This is a genomic window from Verrucosispora sp. WMMC514, from assembly GCF_027497295.1.
Classification (GTDB): Bacteria; Actinomycetota; Actinomycetes; order Mycobacteriales; family Micromonosporaceae; genus Micromonospora; species Micromonospora palythoicola.
The window spans coordinates 5,413,171-5,430,668 of record NZ_CP114906.1; the positions used below are offsets into that span (position 1 = coordinate 5,413,171).

The window sequence follows — 17,498 nt, forward strand, 5'->3', positions numbered from 1 at the left end:
CTACAGCGTCGAGACGTACTGCTGGGCCTGCTCGACCGCGACGAGTGTCGCGGCGAGGCACTCCTCCAGCTCCTGGCTGGCCTGGGTCAGCGACGCCTGCGCCGCCTCGACCGTGGTGTGGCCGCTTCCTTCCAGCGCCCCGGCGAGGGTCTGCTGCGCCTCGGCCAGTTTCTCGCCGGCGGCCTGCACGGCGCTCTGGCCGTCACCGATCTGCTGCAGTGCGACATCGATGGCTGCCTTGAGCTCGGCGACGCTCGCCACGCGGAACCTCCTGGGGGCGGGGAGGACTCCATTAGAGCCTATGCCGGTAGGGGACGAAGCACGTGCCCTGTCAGTGTTCCTGCCCCGCTGACCGGTTGTCGACCACAGACGCCCCTGGTCCGATTCGTGGGACCGGTGGGCGGGCGCTCACCCACCGCCACCGTCGGTCAGCCACCGTGGCCCGCGTACCTCGGCGCCGTACCCGGTGACCCGTTCCCGCAGCTCCCGGTCGGCCGTCACCACCACCCGTCGGCGCTGCCCGGCCCGGGCGACCAGATCGACCACGGCGTCGTCGCCGGACCCGGCGGCGGAGACCACCCGTACCCCCTCGACCCCGGGCACGTCCCGGGCCGCGCCCTCCACCACCAGCACCACCTCGACCGGTGGCGGCAGGTCCGGCGGCAGCCCCCGCCCACCCAACGGGGCCAGCGTGTCGCGTAGTCGGGCGGTGGCGCCGGCCCGGTCGCGCCACCAGCCGTTGGGGCGCGAGCCCACCACGTTCGCCGCGTCCACGATCAGCAGCGGTGTCGGTTCCATCCGCTCAGCCTGCCATCCGGTGGCGGCATCGGCTGGTTGGCCCTTCGTGGCGTTTGTCCGGCCGGTGCCGGGGTAGCCCGTGCCGACCGTCTCGCGCCCGACCGCGGAGGACAGACATGATTGGACCCGGTGACTTCGGCTCCGACCCGTGGGACGAGTTCCTGGCGCGGTACTTCGGTCGGGGCGAGGGCGGGCGACGCCCGGCGCACCGGGTCGACATCACCCGACTGATGACCGCGGACGCGCGGGAGATGCTCGCCGACGCGGCGCGTCGGGCCGCGCAGAAGCAGAGCAACGACCTGGACACCGACCACCTGCTCTGGGCGGCGTTGCAGCGGGAACCGCTGCGTGACCTGGTCCGGCGGGCGGGCGCGGACCCGGACACCCTGGTCAACGCCCTGGGCGGACGCGGTGACGGCGCCCCGCACGGCGAGGTGCCGCCGAACCTGTCGCTGACCCCGGCGGCCAAACGGGCGCTGCTCGACGCGCACCAGTTGTCCCGGGCGATGGGCGCCAACTACATCGGGCCCGAGCACATCCTGATGGCCCTGCCGCTCAATCCCGAGTCACCGGCCGGCCGGATGCTCGCCGCCGGACGGATCCAGCCGGAGTCGTTGCAGGCCGCCAACGCCGAACGGGGACCGGCGAACGGTCCACGGCCGGACCGGGGCACGCCGACGCTCGACCAGTACGGCCAGGACCTCACCGACCTGGCCCGCAACGACCAGATCGACCCGGTGATCGGTCGCGCCGACGAGATCGAGCAGGCGGTGGAGATCCTGTCCCGGCGTACCAAGAACAACCCGGTGCTCATCGGTGAGGCCGGCGTCGGCAAGACCGCGATCGTGGAGGGCCTGGCGGAGAAGATCTGCGACGGCGACGTGCCGCAGACGCTGCTCGGCAAGCGGGTCATCCAGCTCGACCTGGCCGGCCTGGTCGCCGGCACCCGGTACCGGGGCGACTTCGAGGAACGGCTCAAGAAGGTGATCGACGAGATCCGGGCCCACCGGGAGGAGCTGATCATCTTCCTGGACGAGATCCACACCCTGGTCGGTGCGGGCGGCGCGGGCAGCGAGGGCGGCATGGACGCCTCCAACATGCTCAAGCCGGCGCTGGCGCGCGGCGAACTACGGGTGATCGGCGCGACGACCCTCGACGAGTACCGGCGCAGCATCGAGAAGGACGCCGCGCTGGCCCGGCGCTTCCAGCCGGTCTTCGTGCCCGAGCCCACCGTCGAGGACACCGTGGCCATCCTGCGCGGGCTGCGGGACCGCTACGAGGCGCACCACCAGGTGCGGTTCACCGACGAGGCGTTGGTGACCGCCGCCGAGCTGTCCGACCGCTACCTCACCGACCGCTTCCTGCCGGACAAGGCGATCGACCTGATCGACCAGGCCGGCGCCCGGGTCCGGCTGCGTACCCGCACCCCGGACGCCGACGTGCGCGACCTGGAGCAGCAGCTCGAGGAGGTACGGCGGGACAAGGAGCAGGCGGTCGCCGACGAGCAGTACGAACGCGCCTCCGCGCTGCGCGACCGGGTCGCCGAACTGGAGAGCCAGGTGCAGCGGGCCCGGGGCGACGACGGCGGCGGCAGCCAGGTGCCGGAGGTGGGGCCGGAGGAGATCGCCGAGGTGGTCTCCCGGGCCACCGGCATCCCGGCCAGCCAGCTCACCGAGGAGGAACGGGACCGACTGCTGCGGCTGGAGGGCCAGCTGCACGAGAAGGTCGTCGGGCAGGACGACGCGGTCACCGCGGTCGCCGAGGCGGTCCGGCGTTCCCGTACCGGCCTGGCCGACCCGAACCGGCCGATGGGCAGCTTCCTGTTCCTCGGCCCCACCGGCGTCGGCAAGACCGAACTGGCGCGGGCGTTGGCCGAGGCGTTGTTCGGTGAGGCGGACCGGATGGTCCGGGTGGACATGAGCGAGTTCCAGGAACGCCACACGGTGAGCCGGCTGGTCGGCGCGCCGCCCGGCTACGTCGGGTACGAGGAGGCCGGCCAGCTCACCGAGGCGGTCCGTCGCCGTCCGTACGCGGTGGTGCTGCTCGACGAGATCGAGAAGGCCCACCCGGACGTGTTCAACGTGCTGTTGCAGGTGCTCGACGACGGGCGGCTGACCGACAGCCAGGGCCGCACCGTCAACTTCAAGAACACCGTACTCATCATGACGAGCAACATCGGCTCCGAGCTGATCACCGGCGCGCAGCGGGCGGTCGGCTTCGGTGCCGGCGAGCCGGGCAGCGCCCAAGAGAGCGACGAGCTGCGTGAGCGGCTGATGCGCCGGTTGCAGGAGAACTTCCGCCCCGAGTTCCTCAACCGGATCGACGAGGTGATCATCTTCCGTCGGCTGGAGGCCGAGCAGCTGCGCCAGATCACCGAGCTGCTGCTGGAGGAGACCCGTCGCCGGCTGCACGCCCAGGACATCGAGGTGGACTTCACCACCGCCGGCATCGACTGGCTGGCCGAGCACGGCTACCAGCCGGAGTTCGGTGCCCGGCCGCTGCGCCGGGTGATCCAGCGGGAGGTCGACAACCACCTGTCCCGGATGCTGCTGGAACAACAGATCTCACCCGGACAGCGGGTCACCGTCGACGCCCGGGACGACCGGCTGGCCTTCGACGTGGCGGCCGGTCGGGGGCAGGCCAGGGCGACGACCTCGCATCCCCGCTGACCGGGAAGGGCACCGATGACCGAACCGGACGAGGCCCGCGAGGACGAGCGGACCGAGGCGATCCTGGCGCCGCCGACGGCCAACCCCGCCCGGGTGCAGGTGCCGCCGGAGGGGCTGGGCGGGCAGACCGACGAGGGGCACCCGGAGGAGTCCGGGTCGCCGCCGGCAGAGGAGGGCTGATGGTACGCGAACAGCGACTCGACCCGGAGGTGGAAGTGCTCTGGGAGGACTTCCACGCCGAGGTCAACATGCCGTCCGAGCAACTGCGACAGTGGCTGCTGACCCGCGGCTCCGGTGCGGACGCGTTCGGCCCCGACCCCGACCTGAACCTGCCCGAGCCGGGCCGGCAGATCCTCGCCGTGCTGCGCAAGCGCAAGGTCGACCTGACCCCGGAGGACATCGACGTGATGCGGGACGCCGTCGAGCGGATCCGCTCGCTGACCGCCGCCAAGCCCGGCCGGGGCAACGCCGACGACGAATGGCGACACAGCCTGCTCGACCTGGGTCACGACGTGCTCGTCGAACGCTGACCCCCCCGGGTCGTCCCCGGCGCTGCCGCACCGCGCCGGGGATACCGGCACGTCCGGCCGGGCTACTCGGCTTCGAGGCTGGCGATGGCCAGCCCGGCGGCGTCGGCGGCGGCCTGCCGGTCGGCGCGGGTCTGCTCCTCGCGGGTGAGCAGGTTGGCGTACTCGGCCAGGTCGGCCGGGTCCGGCACCTCCGGCAACCGGCGGAGGAAGGCTTCGCACTCCCGGACGGCGGCGGTGTGCGCGGCGGCGGCTCGACGGAGCAGTTCGCGCTCGTCGGCGGCGGGATAGAGGTCGGTCATACCCGCCCCTTACCCGCGCTCAGCCGGTTCGCACCCGGTGTGCCGTCACCACCGGCGCGGGTCGCCGGACACCGAACGCCGGGTTGCGCAGCAGCCAGGCCAGGTACGCCGGATGCGGCGCGAGGGCGTCGGTGTACGCGACCAGGGCGGTCTCCAGCACCAGGTCGGCGGTGCGGGCGGCGGCGGACTCCGGATGCCAGCCCAGCATCAGCCGCCAGCGCAGCGGCGTGTCGACCAGCCGACGGGTCACCAGACCGGCCACCGGCCGGAAGGTGGCCTGGCACAGCGCCACCGCCTCACCGGCGTCCACCAGGTCGATGCAGCTGCGCACGTCGGCCTCGTACACCTTGCGGGGGGTGAACCCGGCGCGGGCGCAGGCGGCGGCGAAGCAGTCGCCGAAGCAGCCGTCCCCCGGCGCCGCCACCCACTGCTCGTGTCGCAGGTCGGCCAGGTCCACCTCGTCGCGCCCGGCCAGCGGATGGGTCTCCGGCAGCAGCACCATGACCGGGTCGACGGCGACCTCCCGCCAGCTCAACCCGTAGTCCGCCGACGGTGTTGAGTCACCGCACACCCCGGTCAGCGCGTAGTCCAACCGGCCACCGGCGACCAACTGGGCCAGCTCGTCGACCGACCAGGAGGCGTGCGTGCTGATCTGTGCCTGCGGCTGCTCGGCGGCCAGCCGGTGCACCAGCCGACCCAGGATCGGGCTGTTCACCCCGCCGAACCGGTACCGGCGGGGTGCGTCGCCGGCGCCGGCCAACCGGGCCGCCTCGTCCTGCAGACCCTTCATCGCCGGCAGCAGCACCCGGGCCCGGGCCAGAACCAGCTCGCCGAGGGCGGTGGGCCGCGCGCCGCGCCGGTCCCGTTCGAACAGCGGCCCGCCGAGGGTACGTTCGATCCGCTGGAGCTGGGCGGTCAGCGCCGGCTGGGCCAGGCCGAGCGTCGAGGCCGCCTTGGTCACGCTCCCGGTCTCCGCTATGGCGCAGACCACCCGCAGGTGGCGCAACTCCAGGTTCATAGCGTGACGGTAGGGCCACGGCGCAGCTGGCGGTAGTGCCTGGACGGATCAACGACCGTGAACGTGTCGTGGGTCTCTCACCGAGGTGGCGGCTCGGTGAGCTCACCCAACTGGGTGTGCCGGCCGGCGAGGACGTCCCGAACCTTGTCGACCACCCCGACCGCCGGCTCGACGATCCGGTTCCACGGCGGGCTGTGCGGCACCGCCGGATGCGGGCGGGTCGGTGCCGCCTCCTCGGCGATCTCCAGCCGGTTGCCGAGCCGGATCAGCTCCTCCTCGGTGGCGGCGGCGCAGAGCCGCCGCATCAACGGGTCGACCGCCCGGGCGTGCGCCTCGACCCGCGCGGCCACGTCGGGCAGGGCGTCGTCGGTCAGCCCCTGCAGGGTCCGCAGCAGCTCGACGTCGCCGGCCAACACCTCGTCGACAAGCGGGTTCGCGTCCGCCACGGCGTGCCGGACGGCGGGCAGCAGGTACTGCTCCTCCCCGGACAGATGCCGCGACAGGGCGGCGACCAGGACGTCGCGGCCGTGCTCCGGGTCCGGCCCGGGCTCGATCAGCCGCCGGGTCAACTCCAGCAGCTGCCGGTGCTCCTCGGCGACGAGGTCGGCGATGCTGCGCCCGGTGGGCTTGTACTCCTCCCCGGGGGTGGGCGGCAGCGGCGGCAGGTGGACGGACATGGTCGCCTCCTGGGTGGGCGGGCGGAGCGACGAGGGGGCTTCGGCGGGCATCGGGCAGGCGCGGCAGTACCCGCGGTAGCCCGAACCGAAACCCTGGGCTGATATGAAGGCACGATGACGAGCGACGCCCACGCCGCCCTCCCCGCGCCGACCGACGAGGTCGTCGAGCTGTGCCGGGACCTGCTGCGCATCGACACCACGAACACCGGCGACAACGACACGAGCGTCGGCGAACGCGGCGCGGCCGAGTACGTCGCCGAGAAGCTCGCCGAGGTCGGCATCACCCCGGTCGTCCACGAGTCCGCGCCCGGCCGGGCCAACGTGGTCGCCCGGATTCCCGGCACCGATCCCAGCCGCGGTGCGTTGCTCGTGCACGGGCACCTGGACGTGGTACCGGCGGACGCCGACGAGTGGTCGGTGCACCCGTTCTCGGGCGAGCTGCGTGACGGCTACCTGTGGGGTCGCGGTGCCATCGACATGAAGGACTTCGACGCGATGGTCCTCGCGGTGGTGCGGCACTGGCAGCGTACGGGGGTGCGTCCGCCCCGGGACATCGTGCTCGCGTACACCGCGGACGAGGAGGCGGGCAGCGAGTACGGCGCGCACTTCCTGACCACCCGGCACCGCGACCTCTTCGACGGCTGCACCGAGGGCATCGGTGAGGTCGGTGGCTTCTCCTACACGGTGGACCCGTCGCAGCGGCTCTACCTGATCGAGACCGCCCAGAAGGGCATCGACTGGCTGCGGCTGCACGCCAAGGGCCGGCCCGGGCACGGCTCGATGCTGCACGACGACAACGCGGTCACCGCGCTGGCCGAGGCGGTGGCCCGGATCGGCCGGCACCGCTTCCCGGTGGTGGTCACCGACACCGTGCGCGCCTTCCTGGCGGAGATCTCCGAGGTCCTCGGCGTCGAGCTGGACCCGGACGACCCGGAGGCCGCCATCGCCAAGCTCGGCCCGATCGCGAACATCATCGGCGCCACCATCCGCAACACCGCGAACCCGACCCGGCTCGCCGCCGGCTACAAGGACAACGTCATCCCCGGCCGGGCCAGCGCCACCATCGACTGCCGCAGCCTGCCCGGCCAGTCGGAGCTGCTGGAGCGGCAGTTGCGTGAGCTGGTCGGCCCGGACATCGCCATCGAGTACGTGCAACGGCAGCCGGCGCTGGAGACCACCTTCGACGGCGACCTGGTCGCGGCCATGGCCGCCGCGCTGCGGGCCGAGGACCCGGGTGCCCGGCCGGTGCCGTACATGCTCTCCGGCGGCACCGACGCCAAGGCCTTCGCGCAGCTGGGCATCAGGTGTTTCGGGTTCGCGCCGCTGCGGTTGCCGGCCGATCTGAACTTCTCGGCGCTGTTCCACGGCATCGACGAGCGGGTGCCGGTGGACGGACTACAGTTCGGCGTGCGGGTTCTCGACCGGTTCCTGCGCACCTGTTAGCCCGCGTCCGGATGGACGCGACATCCTGGATTCTTCGTGAAGGGGACGCCTCACATGACCGACCAGCACGGTGAGCTGGACGCCGCCCTCGAGCGCGTGATCGAAGCGGCCCGCCACCACCTGGCCGCCGTCCGGGCCGCGCAGGGCCGGATCGACGACGACGACGTCTGGCAGGCGTACGTCGCGCTGAACAACGCGTCGTTCGCCTACGACGAGCAACTCATGGACGCCTTCGGCGAGGTCACCCCGTGGGACGTCGAGTCCATCGACCCGGACGAGGCCGATCAGCGTTTCGGCGGTGGTGAGGGTGTCGAGTCGACCGACCCGCACCCGCAGGTGATCTCGGTACGCCAGCGCCGTGACTACCGGGTGCCGAGCGTCTCCGCGTTGATCCGGGTCGCCGAGGCGGCCCGCCGGGAGGGCGTACCCGGTGACGAGGAGGTGCCGCCGGTGGAGGGCGTCGGCGAGGCGGTGCTGGAGCTGCTGCAGAGCGGCGACGGTTCGCTGGGCGCGCTCGACGTGCCGGAGCTGGAGCCGCTCGACGGTGTGGTGATGGTCAGCGAGGTCGGCACTCCGGTCGACCTGGAGTCGTTCGCCGACGACGACCCGGTGGGCCCGTTCCAGCCGGGCGCCGACGACCGCCTGGTCGGCCGCCTCGACGAGCACCCCTTCCTGGAACTCGACGACGAGCACGACCACGTGCACTGACAGCGGAGGCGCCCAGCGGTAACCGGGCCGGCCGCAACGGTCGGCCCGGTTACCGGCGCGCCGCCGACGGTCAGTACGACAGGCCCGGCTGCGGCTGGTTGACCCGCCGGCGACGCAGCACCACCTGCCGCGTACCGTCACGGAACAGCCGCACCCGGGCCAGTTCCCAGCCGGAGAACTCCGCCTGGATCGCCAGCTGCGCCGCGGCGGTCAACCGGTCGACGTTCGGCGGCAACCGCAGCGGCGCGTATTCGTAGTCCATGTGGCCTATGCTGCCCAGCCGGACCCCCGCAGCGCCAGCCTTCGGCGCGTGATGCTCAACCGTCGCGCTCCGGATAGCCGACCTCCAGCGCCGAGACGTCGTCCAGCGCCGTGGTGATCTCGTCGGGCAGGGTCATCCGTTCCACCTGAAGCGCACCGAGCAACTGCCCCGAGGTACGCGCGCCGAGGATCGGCGCGGTCACCCCCGGCCGATCCCGGATCCAGGCCAGCGCCACCTCCAGCGGGGAGACGCCGAGGCCGCTCGCGGCGGTGGCCACCGCCTCCACGATGCTGGAGCAGCGCGGCTCCAGATACGTGGCGACGAACCGCTCGAAATGCGGCGACACCGCCCGGGAGTCCGCCGGTCGGCCGTGCCGGTACTTGCCGGTCAGCACCCCCCGACCGAGCGGCGACCAGGGCAGCACCCCCAACCCGAGCGCCTCGCAGGCGGGCAGCACCTCCCGCTCCACCCCTCGCTCCAGCAGGGAGTACTCCACCTGGGCGGCGACCACCGGCGCCCGGCCCGGCCAGGCCGCCTGCCAGGCCGCCGCCCGGGCGGTCTGCCAGCCGGAGAAGTTCGACACGCCGACGTAGCGCACCCGGCCGCTGGCCACCGCGTGGTCCAGGGCCGCGAGGGTCTCCTCCAGCGGGGTCTGCGGATCGTAGCCGTGCACCTGGAACAGGTCGACGTGGTCGGTGCCGAGCCGGCGCAGCGAGGCGTCCAGCGTACGCAGCAGGTGACCACGGGAGCCGTCCCGGCGCCGGGCGCCGCCCGGCCGAAGCCCCGCCTTCGTCGCGATCAGCAACTCCTCGCGGGGCACCAGGCTGCCAAGCAGCGAGCCGATCACCGACTCGGCGTCGCCGTCGCCGTACACGTCGGCGGTGTCGATCAGGTTGCCACCGGCGTCGAGGTAACTCTTCAACTGTGCGGCGGCGTCGTCGGCGTCGGTGTCCCGGCCCCAGGTCATGGTGCCGAGCGCGAGCCGGGAAACCGCCAGCCCGCTGCGGCCGAGCGGTCGCTGCTGCATGGGTGAACCTTATTTCGAACCAGGGCCGGACGGATATCCTCGCTCCCGTCGAGTCTGCCCGCGGATCGGGGTGAGCCGGTGATCGTCCCGGCCACCCGCACCGCGTAACCTGATGCGACTGCGGATGGGGGAGGACTCTGTGCGACTCGGGCTAAGCCTCGGATACCAGACAGCGTGGAGCACGCCGGCCGACCACCTGGCCCTGGCTCAGGAGGCGGACCGGCTCGGCTACTCGGTGGTGTGGGCCGCCGAGGCCTACGGCTCCGATTCGCCGAGCATGCTGGCCTGGATGGCCGGACAGACTGAGCGGATCGACATCGGCAGCGCGGTGATGCAGATCCCCGCCCGGACGCCCGCGATGACCGCGATGACCGCCGCCACGATCGACTCGCTCTCCGGGGGGCGGTTCCGGCTCGGCCTGGGGGTGTCCGGCCCGCAGGTCTCCGAGGGCTGGCACGGCGTCCGGTTCGGCAAGCCGCTGGCCCGCACCCGCGAGTACGTGGACATCGTGAAGCTGGCGGTGGGCCGCAAGGAGGTTGCCTACGACGGCGAGTTCTACACGCTGCCGCTGCCCGACGGCCCCGGTAAGGCACTGCGGTTGGGCTTCCACCCGCCGCGCGAGCACATCCCGATCTACCTGGCCGCGGTGGGCCCGAAGAACCTGGAACTGGCCGGCGAGATCGCCGACGGCTGGCTGGCGGTCTTCTACGCCCCCGAGTTCGCCCAGGAGCAGCTGGCGGCGGTGCGGGCCGGTCGGGCCAGGGCCGGCAAGGAACTGGCCGGCTTCGACGTGGTGCCCTCCGTGCCGGTCGTGGTCGGCGACGACCTGAACTCGTGCGCCGAATTGGTCCGCTGGTACGCGGCGCTGTACGTCGGTGGCATGGGCAGCCGCCAGCAGAACTTCTACAACCAGTTGGCGACCCGGATGGGCTACGGTGACGCCGCCCGCGAGGTGCAGGAACTCTACCTGGCCAAGCGGCAGCGCGACGCCGCGGCCGCCGTGCCGATGGAGTTCATCGACCGGACCTCGCTGCTCGGACCGAAGGAGCGCATCGCCGATCGGATGCGGGAGTACGCCGAGGCGGGGGTCACCACCCTGTCGGTGACCCTCTTCGCCGCCGACCGTGACACCGGTGTGCAGACCCTGCGGACCGTCGCCGAGGCGCTGGACCTCTCGGGAGTCGGGGAGTGACCTGGATCGAAGCCATCGTCCTGGGCATCGTCCAGGGCCTGACCGAGTTCCTTCCGGTCAGCTCGTCCGGTCACCTGCGGATCACCTCGGCGATCTTCTTCGAGCAGGACGCCGGAGCGTCCTTCACCGCGGTCACCCAGCTGGGCACCGAGGCGGCGGTACTGCTCTACTTCGCCAAGGACATCTGGCGAATCGGTCGGACCTGGGTGGTCGGCATCTGGGACAAGTCCGTCCGGGCCAGCTTGGACTACCGCATGGGCTGGTACGTGATCGTCGGTTCGATTCCGATCGGGTTCTTCGGCTTCCTGTTCAAGGACCAGATCCGGGAGACCGCCCGCAACCTGTGGGTGGTGGCCACCACCCTCATCGTGTTCGCCTTCGTGCTCGCCTTCGCCGAGTACTGGGGCCGGCAGACCCGGACCCTGCGCGACTTCCGGCTGCGCGACGGCGTGGTGATGGGCTTCGCCCAGGCGCTGGCGCTCATCCCGGGCGTCTCCCGGTCCGGCGCGACGCTCACCTTCGGTCTCTTCCTGAGCCTGACCCGGGAGACCGCGGCCCGCTACTCGTTCCTGCTGGCCATTCCGGCGGTGGTGATGTCCGGGATCTTCAGCCTCGGGGACGTCTTCGAACCGGCGGCGCCCGGCACCTCGGTGCCCACCGTCGCGCAGATGATCGTCGCCACGCTCATCGCGTTCGGGGTCGGCTACGCGGCCATCGCCTGGCTGCTGCGTTACGTCGCGCACCACACCCTGTACATCTTCGTGCTCTACCGGGTCGCGGTCGGCACGCTCGTCCTGGCCCTGCTGCTGACCGGAACCATCAGCGCCACCTGAGTCTGAGTTCTGGTGGTGGGTGGTTGCGGTTCGGGCTGGGGGCGACCGTGCCCGGCTTCGGGCGGTCAGGCTTGATCCCTGCGCCGGGCACGGTCGCCCCCAGCCTGACCTGGTTGGCCTCCGCACGGGTGTGGGCCAGCCGGCCCGGGTGGGTTTGACTGTCTGCTGTCTGCTGGACATGCCGCTGGCCGGCACCCGGGTTCGGGTGCCGGCCGGCGGCTTTCTGCTCCCCCTGTGGAGGAATGTCTTCGGTTGTCAGCTGGGGTCAGCTGGTGGTTGTCAGCTGGTCCAGTGTTCGGCGACGAGGTCGGCGGCCTGCTGTTCCCACTGGGCGTAGTGGTCGGGGTAGGCCGAGACCTGCACGGTCTGGGCGGCCTGGGTCAGGGGCATGTCCTGCCAGCCGTCGACCTGCTTCAAGCCCTTCAGGAACGCCAGGGTGGAGTACTCGGGGTCGGTGATCTGCTCCACCGTGCCCCAGCCGGAGGAGGGGCGCTGCTGGAACAGGCCCTGCGAGTCGTGGTCGTTGCGGTCACCGAGGTGGCCCAGGTTCTCCAGCTTCGACTCCTGCAACGCGGTCGCGATCGACACCACCGCGGCACGCTCGTCCATGCCGGCCTTCTTCGTCGCCGCGATGATCGCCTTCACATTCGTGATCTGCTCGTCGTTCAGGTCGACGTGGGACTGGCCGGTGGGGGTGCCGTGCGGCAGCAGCGTGCCCATGTCGGGCTTGTCGGCCTGGACGGCGGCGATGGGGGTGGTCGGGGTGAGCTCGTTGCCGGTGGTGGTGCCGTGGTTCAGCGGGCCGGCGGCGAGTCCGGCGGCGGCGGTGAGGCCGGCGATGCCGAGGATGCTCTTGCGCAGCGTGGTGTTCATCGAGGGCTCCTTCGCGTCGGGGGTGGGCCTCGCCCGTCGGGGAGGGGGATGACGGGTGGGCCGGGGCGCGGTCGAGCGCCAGAAGACAGCGGGGACGTCGACCCGGTCGTGGTGCCGGGCGTATCAGGGGAAAGGCGGGGCGCGCGTCCCGCAGGTGTGCGGGGCGGGGGTGGATCGCGCGCCGGGACCATGTGCAACGACCGGCGGGGGCGGGTCATTCCCACATCCCGCCGCCCACGTCCGGGGGGTGGGTGGGTGCTGCTTCGTCAGCCACCGGTTACAACGCCCGCCACCGGCCGGTGATTCCGCCCGGTCGCCCGCCACCGACCCCGGAAACCGGACACCGCGCCCACCTGGCCAGCTCAGCCCCAGTTTGCCACCCTGGCTGAGGGCGGGGCCGGTGGCGGATCTGGCTGCCAGGTGTCCTGTCTGAGAGTTCCGTACCGCGCTGAGCGGTGTGGGGTGAGGGCCTAGGGTGGTGCGGGTGGCGACTCTTCTGCTCCTGCGGCACGGACGCACCACCGCGAACGCCGACGGCGGCCTCGCCGGTCGGCAGCCCGTCGAGCTGGACGAGACCGGCCGCGCCCAGGCCACCGCGGTGGGCGAACGGTTGCGGCAGGTGCCGCTGACGGCCGTGGTGACCAGCCCGCTGATCCGCTGCCGGCAGACCCTGGAGCTGGCGCTGCCCGAGGCGTCGCCGGTGGTGGACGACGGTCTGATCGAGTGCGGGTACGGCAGCTGGGAGGGCCAGCCGCTGAAGAAGCTGGCCAAGGAGCCGCTCTGGCCGATGGTGCAGCAGCATCCCAGCGCCGTGGTCTTCCCCGAGGGCGAGGCGATGGCGCAGATGGCGACCCGCGCGGTCGCGGCGGTACGCGTCTGGGACGCCCGGCTGACCGCCGAGCACGGCCCCGAGGCGGTCTGGCTGGCGTGCAGCCACGGTGATGTGATCAAGGCCATCGTCGCCGACGCGCTCGGCGTACACCTGGATCTTTTTCAGCGGATCGTGGTGGACCCGGCGTCGGTGACCGCGATCCGCTACACCCCCCTGCGACCGTTCCTGGTACGCCTCAACGACGTCGGTGGTGACCTGGCCGGTCTGGTACCGCCGCCCGGCAAGCGGCGTCGGCGGGGCCGCCGGCCGACCGACTCGGACGCCGCGGTCGGCGGTGGCGCGGGGGTGTCCCGGTGAGCCGTCCGGCTCCGCACCCCGGCACGTTCGGGTGCGTCGCGATTCGGGTCGGTGGGGTGCGCGCTGCGTGGGGCCGCCGGATAGGGTCGTGGGTATGACCCACCAGGTGCACGCCTTCGAGCCGCCGGAGCGGTTCGTCGCCGGGACCGTCGGGCCGCCGGGGGAGCGTACGTTCTTCCTCCAGGCGCGCGGCGGTGGCCGGCTGGTCAGCGTCGCGCTGGAGAAGGTCCAGGTCTCCCTGCTCGCCGAGAAGCTGGAGGAGCTGCTCACCGAGGCTCAGCGTCGGTTCGGTGTGGAACTGCCCGAGGCCACCGTCCCGGTCGGTGACAACGACCCGCTGGAGACACCGGTCGACGAGGAGTTCCGGGTCGGCACGTTGGGCCTGGCCTTCGACGCCGACACCGCGACCGTGGTGATCGAGGCGATCGCGGTCGGCGAGGCGGAGACCGAGATCGAGCTTGGCGAGGCGGAGGCGGAGGACGAGCCCGACGATGTGGAGCCCGACGAGGATCTCGACCGGCTCCGGGTCCGGCTGACCCCCGAGGCGACCCGTGCGTTCATCGAGCGGGCCCGGCGGGTGGTCAACGCCGGCCGGCCGCCCTGCCCGCTGTGCGGCCAGCCTCTCGACCCGGCCGGCCATCTCTGCCCCCGGAACAACGGCTACCACCGGTGACCTCCTCCGGCGTGGCTCCCCGACAGGACGGGGGTGCCGCGCTGCGCCTGCTGCGGGACGGTGAGCTGACCGTGGAGGGGCGACTGGTCGACGCGTCGAACACCACCCTGCGCGGCGTGCTCACCCTGGACGGGATGTCGGCCCGGTGCGTGTACAAGCCGGTGCGCGGTGAGCGACCGCTGTGGGACTTCCCGGACGGCACCCTGGCCGGCCGGGAGGTGGCCGCCTACCTGGTCTCCGCGGCCACGGGCTGGGATCTGGTGCCGCCGACGGTGCTGCGGGACGGGCCGTTCGGGACCGGATCCTGCCAGCTGTGGATCGACGAGCCGGCCGACGCCGAACCGCTCGTGGGATTCGTGCCGGCCGACTCGGTACCACCCCGCTGGTTCCCGATCGCGGCCGCCCGCGACGACGACGGCACCGCGTATGCCCTCGCGCACGCCGACGACCCGCGCCTGGCCCGGCTCGCGGTGCTCGACGCGGTGATCAACAACGCGGACCGCAAGGGCGGCCACGTCCTGGTCGGCCCGGACGACCGGATCCACGGGGTCGACCACGGGGTGAGCTTCCACGTGGAGGAGAAGCTGCGGACGGTGCTCTGGGGCTGGGCCGGCCGCTCGCTGCCGGACGACGCGGTCGACATGCTCGGTCGGCTGTCCCGTCAGGTCGCCGGCCCGCTCGGCGAGGAACTGGCCGAGCACCTCACCCTCGGTGAGATCGCCGAGCTGGCCGCCCGGATCGACCGGCTGTGCCGCAGCGGCCGCTTTCCGCAGCCCTCCCAGGACTGGCCGGCGGTGCCCTGGCCGCCGATCTGAGCTGTCGCGTTGATCACTCGCCGGCCGGCGTGACGTCGCCCGACGGCTGGTTAGGCTGACGGGCATGGAGTCTTGGGTGGGGCACGAGGTGCCGCGGCTGCCGGGCCGGAGCGAGCCGTTGCGGTTGTTCGACTCGGCGCGCGCGAGCGTGCAGCCGAGCGACCCGGACGGCACCGCCACCATGTACGTCTGCGGCATCACCCCGTACGACGCCACCCACCTCGGTCACGCCGCCACCATGATCACCTTTGACCTGGTGCAGCGGATGTGGCGGGACGCCGGCCATGAGGTCCGTTACGTGCAGAACGTCACCGACATCGACGACCCGTTGCTGGAGCGGGCCGAACGCGACCGGGAGGACTGGAAGGTCCTGGCGATGCGGGAGACGGCGCTGTTCCGGGAGGACATGGAGGCGTTGCGGATCATCCCACCCGCCCACTACGTCGGCGCGGTGGAGTCGATCCCGGACATCGCCGAGAAGGTGCTGGTGCTGCTCAAGGACGGCGCCGCGTACCGCCTCGACGACGGCACCGGCGACGTCTACTTCGACATCTCGGCCGCGCCGAGCTTCGGCTACGAGTCCAACCTCTCCCGCGCGGAGATGCTGGAGATCTTCCCCGAGCGCGGTGGCGACCCGGCCCGCGCCGGCAAGCGTGACCCGCTGGACCCGCTGCTGTGGCGCGGCGCCCGCGACGGCGAGCCGTCCTGGCCGGGTGGCGACCTCGGCCCTGGCCGGCCAGGCTGGCACATCGAGTGCGCGGTGATCGCCCTGGGCCTGCTCGGCTCCACCATCGACGTGCAGGGTGGCGGCAACGACCTGCTCTTCCCGCACCACGAGTGCTCCGCCGCGCACGCCGAGCGGCTGACCGGCGCGGCACCCTTCGCCGGTCACTACGTGCACGCCGGGATGATCGGGCTGGACGGCGAGAAGATGTCCAAGTCCCGGGGCAACCTGGTCTTCGTGTCCCGGCTGCGCGCCGACAAGGTCGACCCGATGGCGGTCCGGCTGGCCCTGCTCTCCGGGCACTACCGCGCGGACCGGTCCTGGACCGACGACCTGCTCACCGCCGCCCAGGAGCGGCTGGGCCGCTGGCGGCGGGCCGCCGCCGCGACCGCCGGGCCGTCCGGGGCCGCGTTCCTGGCCGGCGTACGCGAACGACTCACCGACGATCTCGACACGCCCGGTGCCCTGCGGCTGGCCGACGAGTGGGCCGATCGGACGCTCGCCGGCGCCGACGACGACCCGGCCGCGCCGCGCCTGTTCGCCGACACCGTCGACGCCCTGCTCGGCATCCGCCTCTGACCAGATCCGGCAAGCTCCCCGACGTCGCCCCTCCCGCCCTGTGCCCCTCCCGCCCGAGGCAGCAACATCGCCGATGTTGCTGCCTCGGACGCCGCAGGACAACGTCCGCGATGTTGTTGTCGTGCGCGCCCTGCCCGGACGCCTTGAGACAGCAACTTCCCCGACGTTGCTGTCTCGGGCGCCGGTGAGGGGACAACATCCCCGATGTTGCTGCTTCCTGTTCCCCGTCGGGGCGAGGACCCCATGGGTGGCGGGCGTGGGGTGGTGGGGGACGTCAGCCGAGGACGAGGCCGGGGTCCGGGTCGGGGGATTCGGCGGGGGCGGGGATCTGGTACTCCTCGGTGAGGGTGGTGACCGGTCCGGGCCAGGTGGCCTGGGCGACCTCGATGGGGCGGCGCTGCGGGTCGTACGCCACGTGCAGCAGGTGCAGCACGGGGGTGTCCGGGCGGATCTGGAGGGTCTCCGACTCCTCGCGGCTGGGCTGGCGGGCGGTGATGGTGTCGGTGGCGGTCGCGTACCGCCGACCGGTGGCCTCCTCGGCCTCCTGGTAGAGCGGGCGGCCGAACGCCTCGGCCCGCTCCAGGCTGGTGCCGGCGGTGTCGGCGGGCAGGAACCAGGAGGCGCCCACCTCCACCGGTGAGTCCTCGGCGCGGACGAGGTGGCGGCGGCAGAGCAGTTCGGTGCCGTCGGGCACGCCGAACGCGTCGGCCACCTCGGGCGGCGCGGGGGAGCGGCCGACGGAGACGAGCTGCTGGCGATAGCGGGCGGCCAGGTCGGTGTGGTAGCCGCGGAAGCCGCCGTAGCGGCCCCGGGAGAGTCGGTTGAGTCGCCGCCGGGTGCCTCGGACGTACGTACCGGAACCGGGTTTGGTGATCAGGACACCCTCGACCCGCAGCTGGTCGACGGCGCGTTGCACGGTCTGCTTGGCGACGCCGAACATCTCGGCGATGGCCGGGATGGACGGCAGCCGCTCGCCCGGTGCCCAGTCGCCGCGTCGGATCTGGGTCTTGAGCTGCGCCGCGATCTGCCGGTGCGGGAACTCGGCCGCCCCCGGGTTGATCTGCATCCCCGCCTCCTCATTTCAGCTAGGTTCCTAGGATGCCGTACGGGTGGTGGGCGCCGCCACCCCGACACACACGACGACACCCCGGGCGGGTGATCGCCCGGGGTCTCGAAAGCGGAACGGGGC

General features: G+C 72.4%; 20 protein-coding genes. 11 read left to right on the forward strand and 9 right to left on the reverse strand.

The window, feature by feature from the left end:
- On the reverse strand, positions 1-261 hold the full coding sequence (locus O7597_RS25170; protein ID WP_092379879.1) for a hypothetical protein: 261 nt from the start codon (positions 259-261) through the stop codon (positions 1-3).
- Between the two features lie 147 nt (positions 262-408).
- Positions 409-798, reverse strand: a complete 390-nt coding sequence (locus O7597_RS25175) for a hypothetical protein (protein WP_269741173.1) — start codon at positions 796-798, stop codon at positions 409-411.
- Between the two features lie 116 nt (positions 799-914).
- Here O7597_RS25175 and O7597_RS25180 point away from each other — a divergent pair, with 116 nt between their 5' ends.
- Genes O7597_RS25180 through O7597_RS25190 form a run of 3 tightly spaced genes read left to right on the forward strand, consistent with a single transcriptional unit; the run spans position 915 to position 3,997 of the window.
- Positions 915-3,467 carry an ATP-dependent Clp protease ATP-binding subunit gene (locus O7597_RS25180; RefSeq protein ID WP_281580917.1) on the forward strand — a complete coding sequence of 851 codons (2,553 nt, stop codon included), beginning with the start codon at positions 915-917 and terminating at the stop codon, positions 3,465-3,467.
- 15 nt (positions 3,468-3,482) lie between these two features.
- Complete coding sequence (locus O7597_RS25185; protein WP_166458402.1) at positions 3,483-3,647, forward strand: hypothetical protein; 165 nt, start codon at positions 3,483-3,485, stop codon at positions 3,645-3,647.
- The gene (locus tag O7597_RS25190) at positions 3,647-3,997 is read left to right on the forward strand and encodes a DUF3140 domain-containing protein (protein ID WP_281580918.1); all 351 of its coding nucleotides are present in this window, start codon (positions 3,647-3,649) and stop codon (positions 3,995-3,997) included. The genes O7597_RS25185 and O7597_RS25190 overlap by 1 nt, the downstream gene beginning before the upstream one ends.
- Before the next feature lie 62 nt (positions 3,998-4,059).
- Here O7597_RS25190 and O7597_RS25195 read toward each other — a convergent pair whose 3' ends face one another.
- The 3 genes from O7597_RS25195 to O7597_RS25205 all read right to left on the reverse strand — a co-directional run bounded on the left by O7597_RS25195 (position 4,060) and on the right by O7597_RS25205 (position 5,991).
- Positions 4,060-4,296: a hypothetical protein gene (locus tag O7597_RS25195; RefSeq protein WP_164447243.1), complete on the reverse strand. Its 237-nt coding sequence runs from the start codon at positions 4,294-4,296 to the stop codon at positions 4,060-4,062.
- A 19-nt stretch (positions 4,297-4,315) separates the two neighbouring features.
- Positions 4,316-5,314: a LysR family transcriptional regulator gene (locus O7597_RS25200; protein WP_281580919.1), complete on the reverse strand. Its 999-nt coding sequence runs from the start codon at positions 5,312-5,314 to the stop codon at positions 4,316-4,318.
- A gap of 77 nt (positions 5,315-5,391) precedes the next feature.
- Positions 5,392-5,991 carry a hemerythrin domain-containing protein gene (locus O7597_RS25205; protein ID WP_269741176.1) on the reverse strand — a complete coding sequence of 200 codons (600 nt, stop codon included), beginning with the start codon at positions 5,989-5,991 and terminating at the stop codon, positions 5,392-5,394.
- A gap of 114 nt (positions 5,992-6,105) precedes the next feature.
- Between O7597_RS25205 and O7597_RS25210 the strand changes: the two genes are divergently transcribed.
- Both O7597_RS25210 and O7597_RS25215 read left to right on the forward strand, forming a co-directional pair.
- Positions 6,106-7,434, forward strand: coding sequence for a M20/M25/M40 family metallo-hydrolase (locus O7597_RS25210; RefSeq protein ID WP_269741177.1), 1,329 nt, complete (start codon positions 6,106-6,108; stop codon positions 7,432-7,434).
- Positions 7,435-7,488: 54 nt separating this feature from the next.
- Positions 7,489-8,142, forward strand: coding sequence for a hypothetical protein (locus tag O7597_RS25215; protein ID WP_269741178.1), 654 nt, complete (start codon positions 7,489-7,491; stop codon positions 8,140-8,142).
- Positions 8,143-8,212: 70 nt separating this feature from the next.
- Here the strand turns inward: O7597_RS25215 and O7597_RS25220 are convergent, their stop codons facing one another.
- Both O7597_RS25220 and O7597_RS25225 read right to left on the reverse strand, forming a co-directional pair.
- Positions 8,213-8,404, reverse strand: coding sequence for a DUF5703 family protein (locus O7597_RS25220; protein ID WP_053655860.1), 192 nt, complete (start codon positions 8,402-8,404; stop codon positions 8,213-8,215).
- Positions 8,405-8,459: 55 nt separating this feature from the next.
- A complete protein-coding gene (locus tag O7597_RS25225) occupies positions 8,460-9,431 on the reverse strand; it encodes an aldo/keto reductase (RefSeq protein ID WP_164447238.1) in 972 nt (323 codons plus the stop codon).
- 139 nt (positions 9,432-9,570) lie between these two features.
- On the opposite strand from O7597_RS25225, the gene O7597_RS25230 reads away from it, so the two are divergent.
- On the forward strand, positions 9,571-10,623 hold the full coding sequence (locus O7597_RS25230) for an LLM class F420-dependent oxidoreductase (protein WP_269741179.1): 1,053 nt from the start codon (positions 9,571-9,573) through the stop codon (positions 10,621-10,623).
- Entirely contained in the window at positions 10,620-11,456 is an 837-nt protein-coding gene (locus tag O7597_RS25235) for an undecaprenyl-diphosphate phosphatase (RefSeq protein ID WP_269741180.1), read from the forward strand. Before O7597_RS25230 ends, O7597_RS25235 begins: the two co-directional genes overlap by 4 nt.
- 279 nt (positions 11,457-11,735) lie before the next feature.
- On the opposite strand, the gene O7597_RS25240 is transcribed toward O7597_RS25235, so the two are convergent.
- On the reverse strand, positions 11,736-12,329 hold the full coding sequence (locus O7597_RS25240; protein ID WP_281580920.1) for a hypothetical protein: 594 nt from the start codon (positions 12,327-12,329) through the stop codon (positions 11,736-11,738).
- A 475-nt stretch (positions 12,330-12,804) separates the two neighbouring features.
- Here O7597_RS25240 and O7597_RS25245 point away from each other — a divergent pair, with 475 nt between their 5' ends.
- The 4 genes from O7597_RS25245 (at position 12,805) to mshC (ending at position 16,309) form a co-directional block, all read left to right on the forward strand.
- Positions 12,805-13,518, forward strand: coding sequence for a histidine phosphatase family protein (locus tag O7597_RS25245; protein ID WP_269741182.1), 714 nt, complete (start codon positions 12,805-12,807; stop codon positions 13,516-13,518).
- Positions 13,519-13,612: 94 nt separating this feature from the next.
- The gene (locus O7597_RS25250) at positions 13,613-14,191 is read left to right on the forward strand and encodes a DUF3090 domain-containing protein (RefSeq protein WP_164447233.1); all 579 of its coding nucleotides are present in this window, start codon (positions 13,613-13,615) and stop codon (positions 14,189-14,191) included.
- Positions 14,188-15,006 (forward strand): SCO1664 family protein, encoded by an 819-nt coding sequence (locus O7597_RS25255; RefSeq protein ID WP_269741183.1) that lies wholly within the window; start codon positions 14,188-14,190, stop codon positions 15,004-15,006. The genes O7597_RS25250 and O7597_RS25255 overlap by 4 nt, the downstream gene beginning before the upstream one ends.
- A gap of 64 nt (positions 15,007-15,070) precedes the next feature.
- On the forward strand, positions 15,071-16,309 hold the full coding sequence (gene mshC, locus O7597_RS25260; protein WP_281580921.1) for a cysteine--1-D-myo-inosityl 2-amino-2-deoxy-alpha-D-glucopyranoside ligase: 1,239 nt from the start codon (positions 15,071-15,073) through the stop codon (positions 16,307-16,309).
- Between the two features lie 274 nt (positions 16,310-16,583).
- Here the strand turns inward: mshC and O7597_RS25265 are convergent, their stop codons facing one another.
- Positions 16,584-17,375, reverse strand: a complete 792-nt coding sequence (locus O7597_RS25265) for a GntR family transcriptional regulator (protein ID WP_269741185.1) — start codon at positions 17,373-17,375, stop codon at positions 16,584-16,586.
- Positions 17,376-17,498 lie beyond the last annotated feature (123 nt).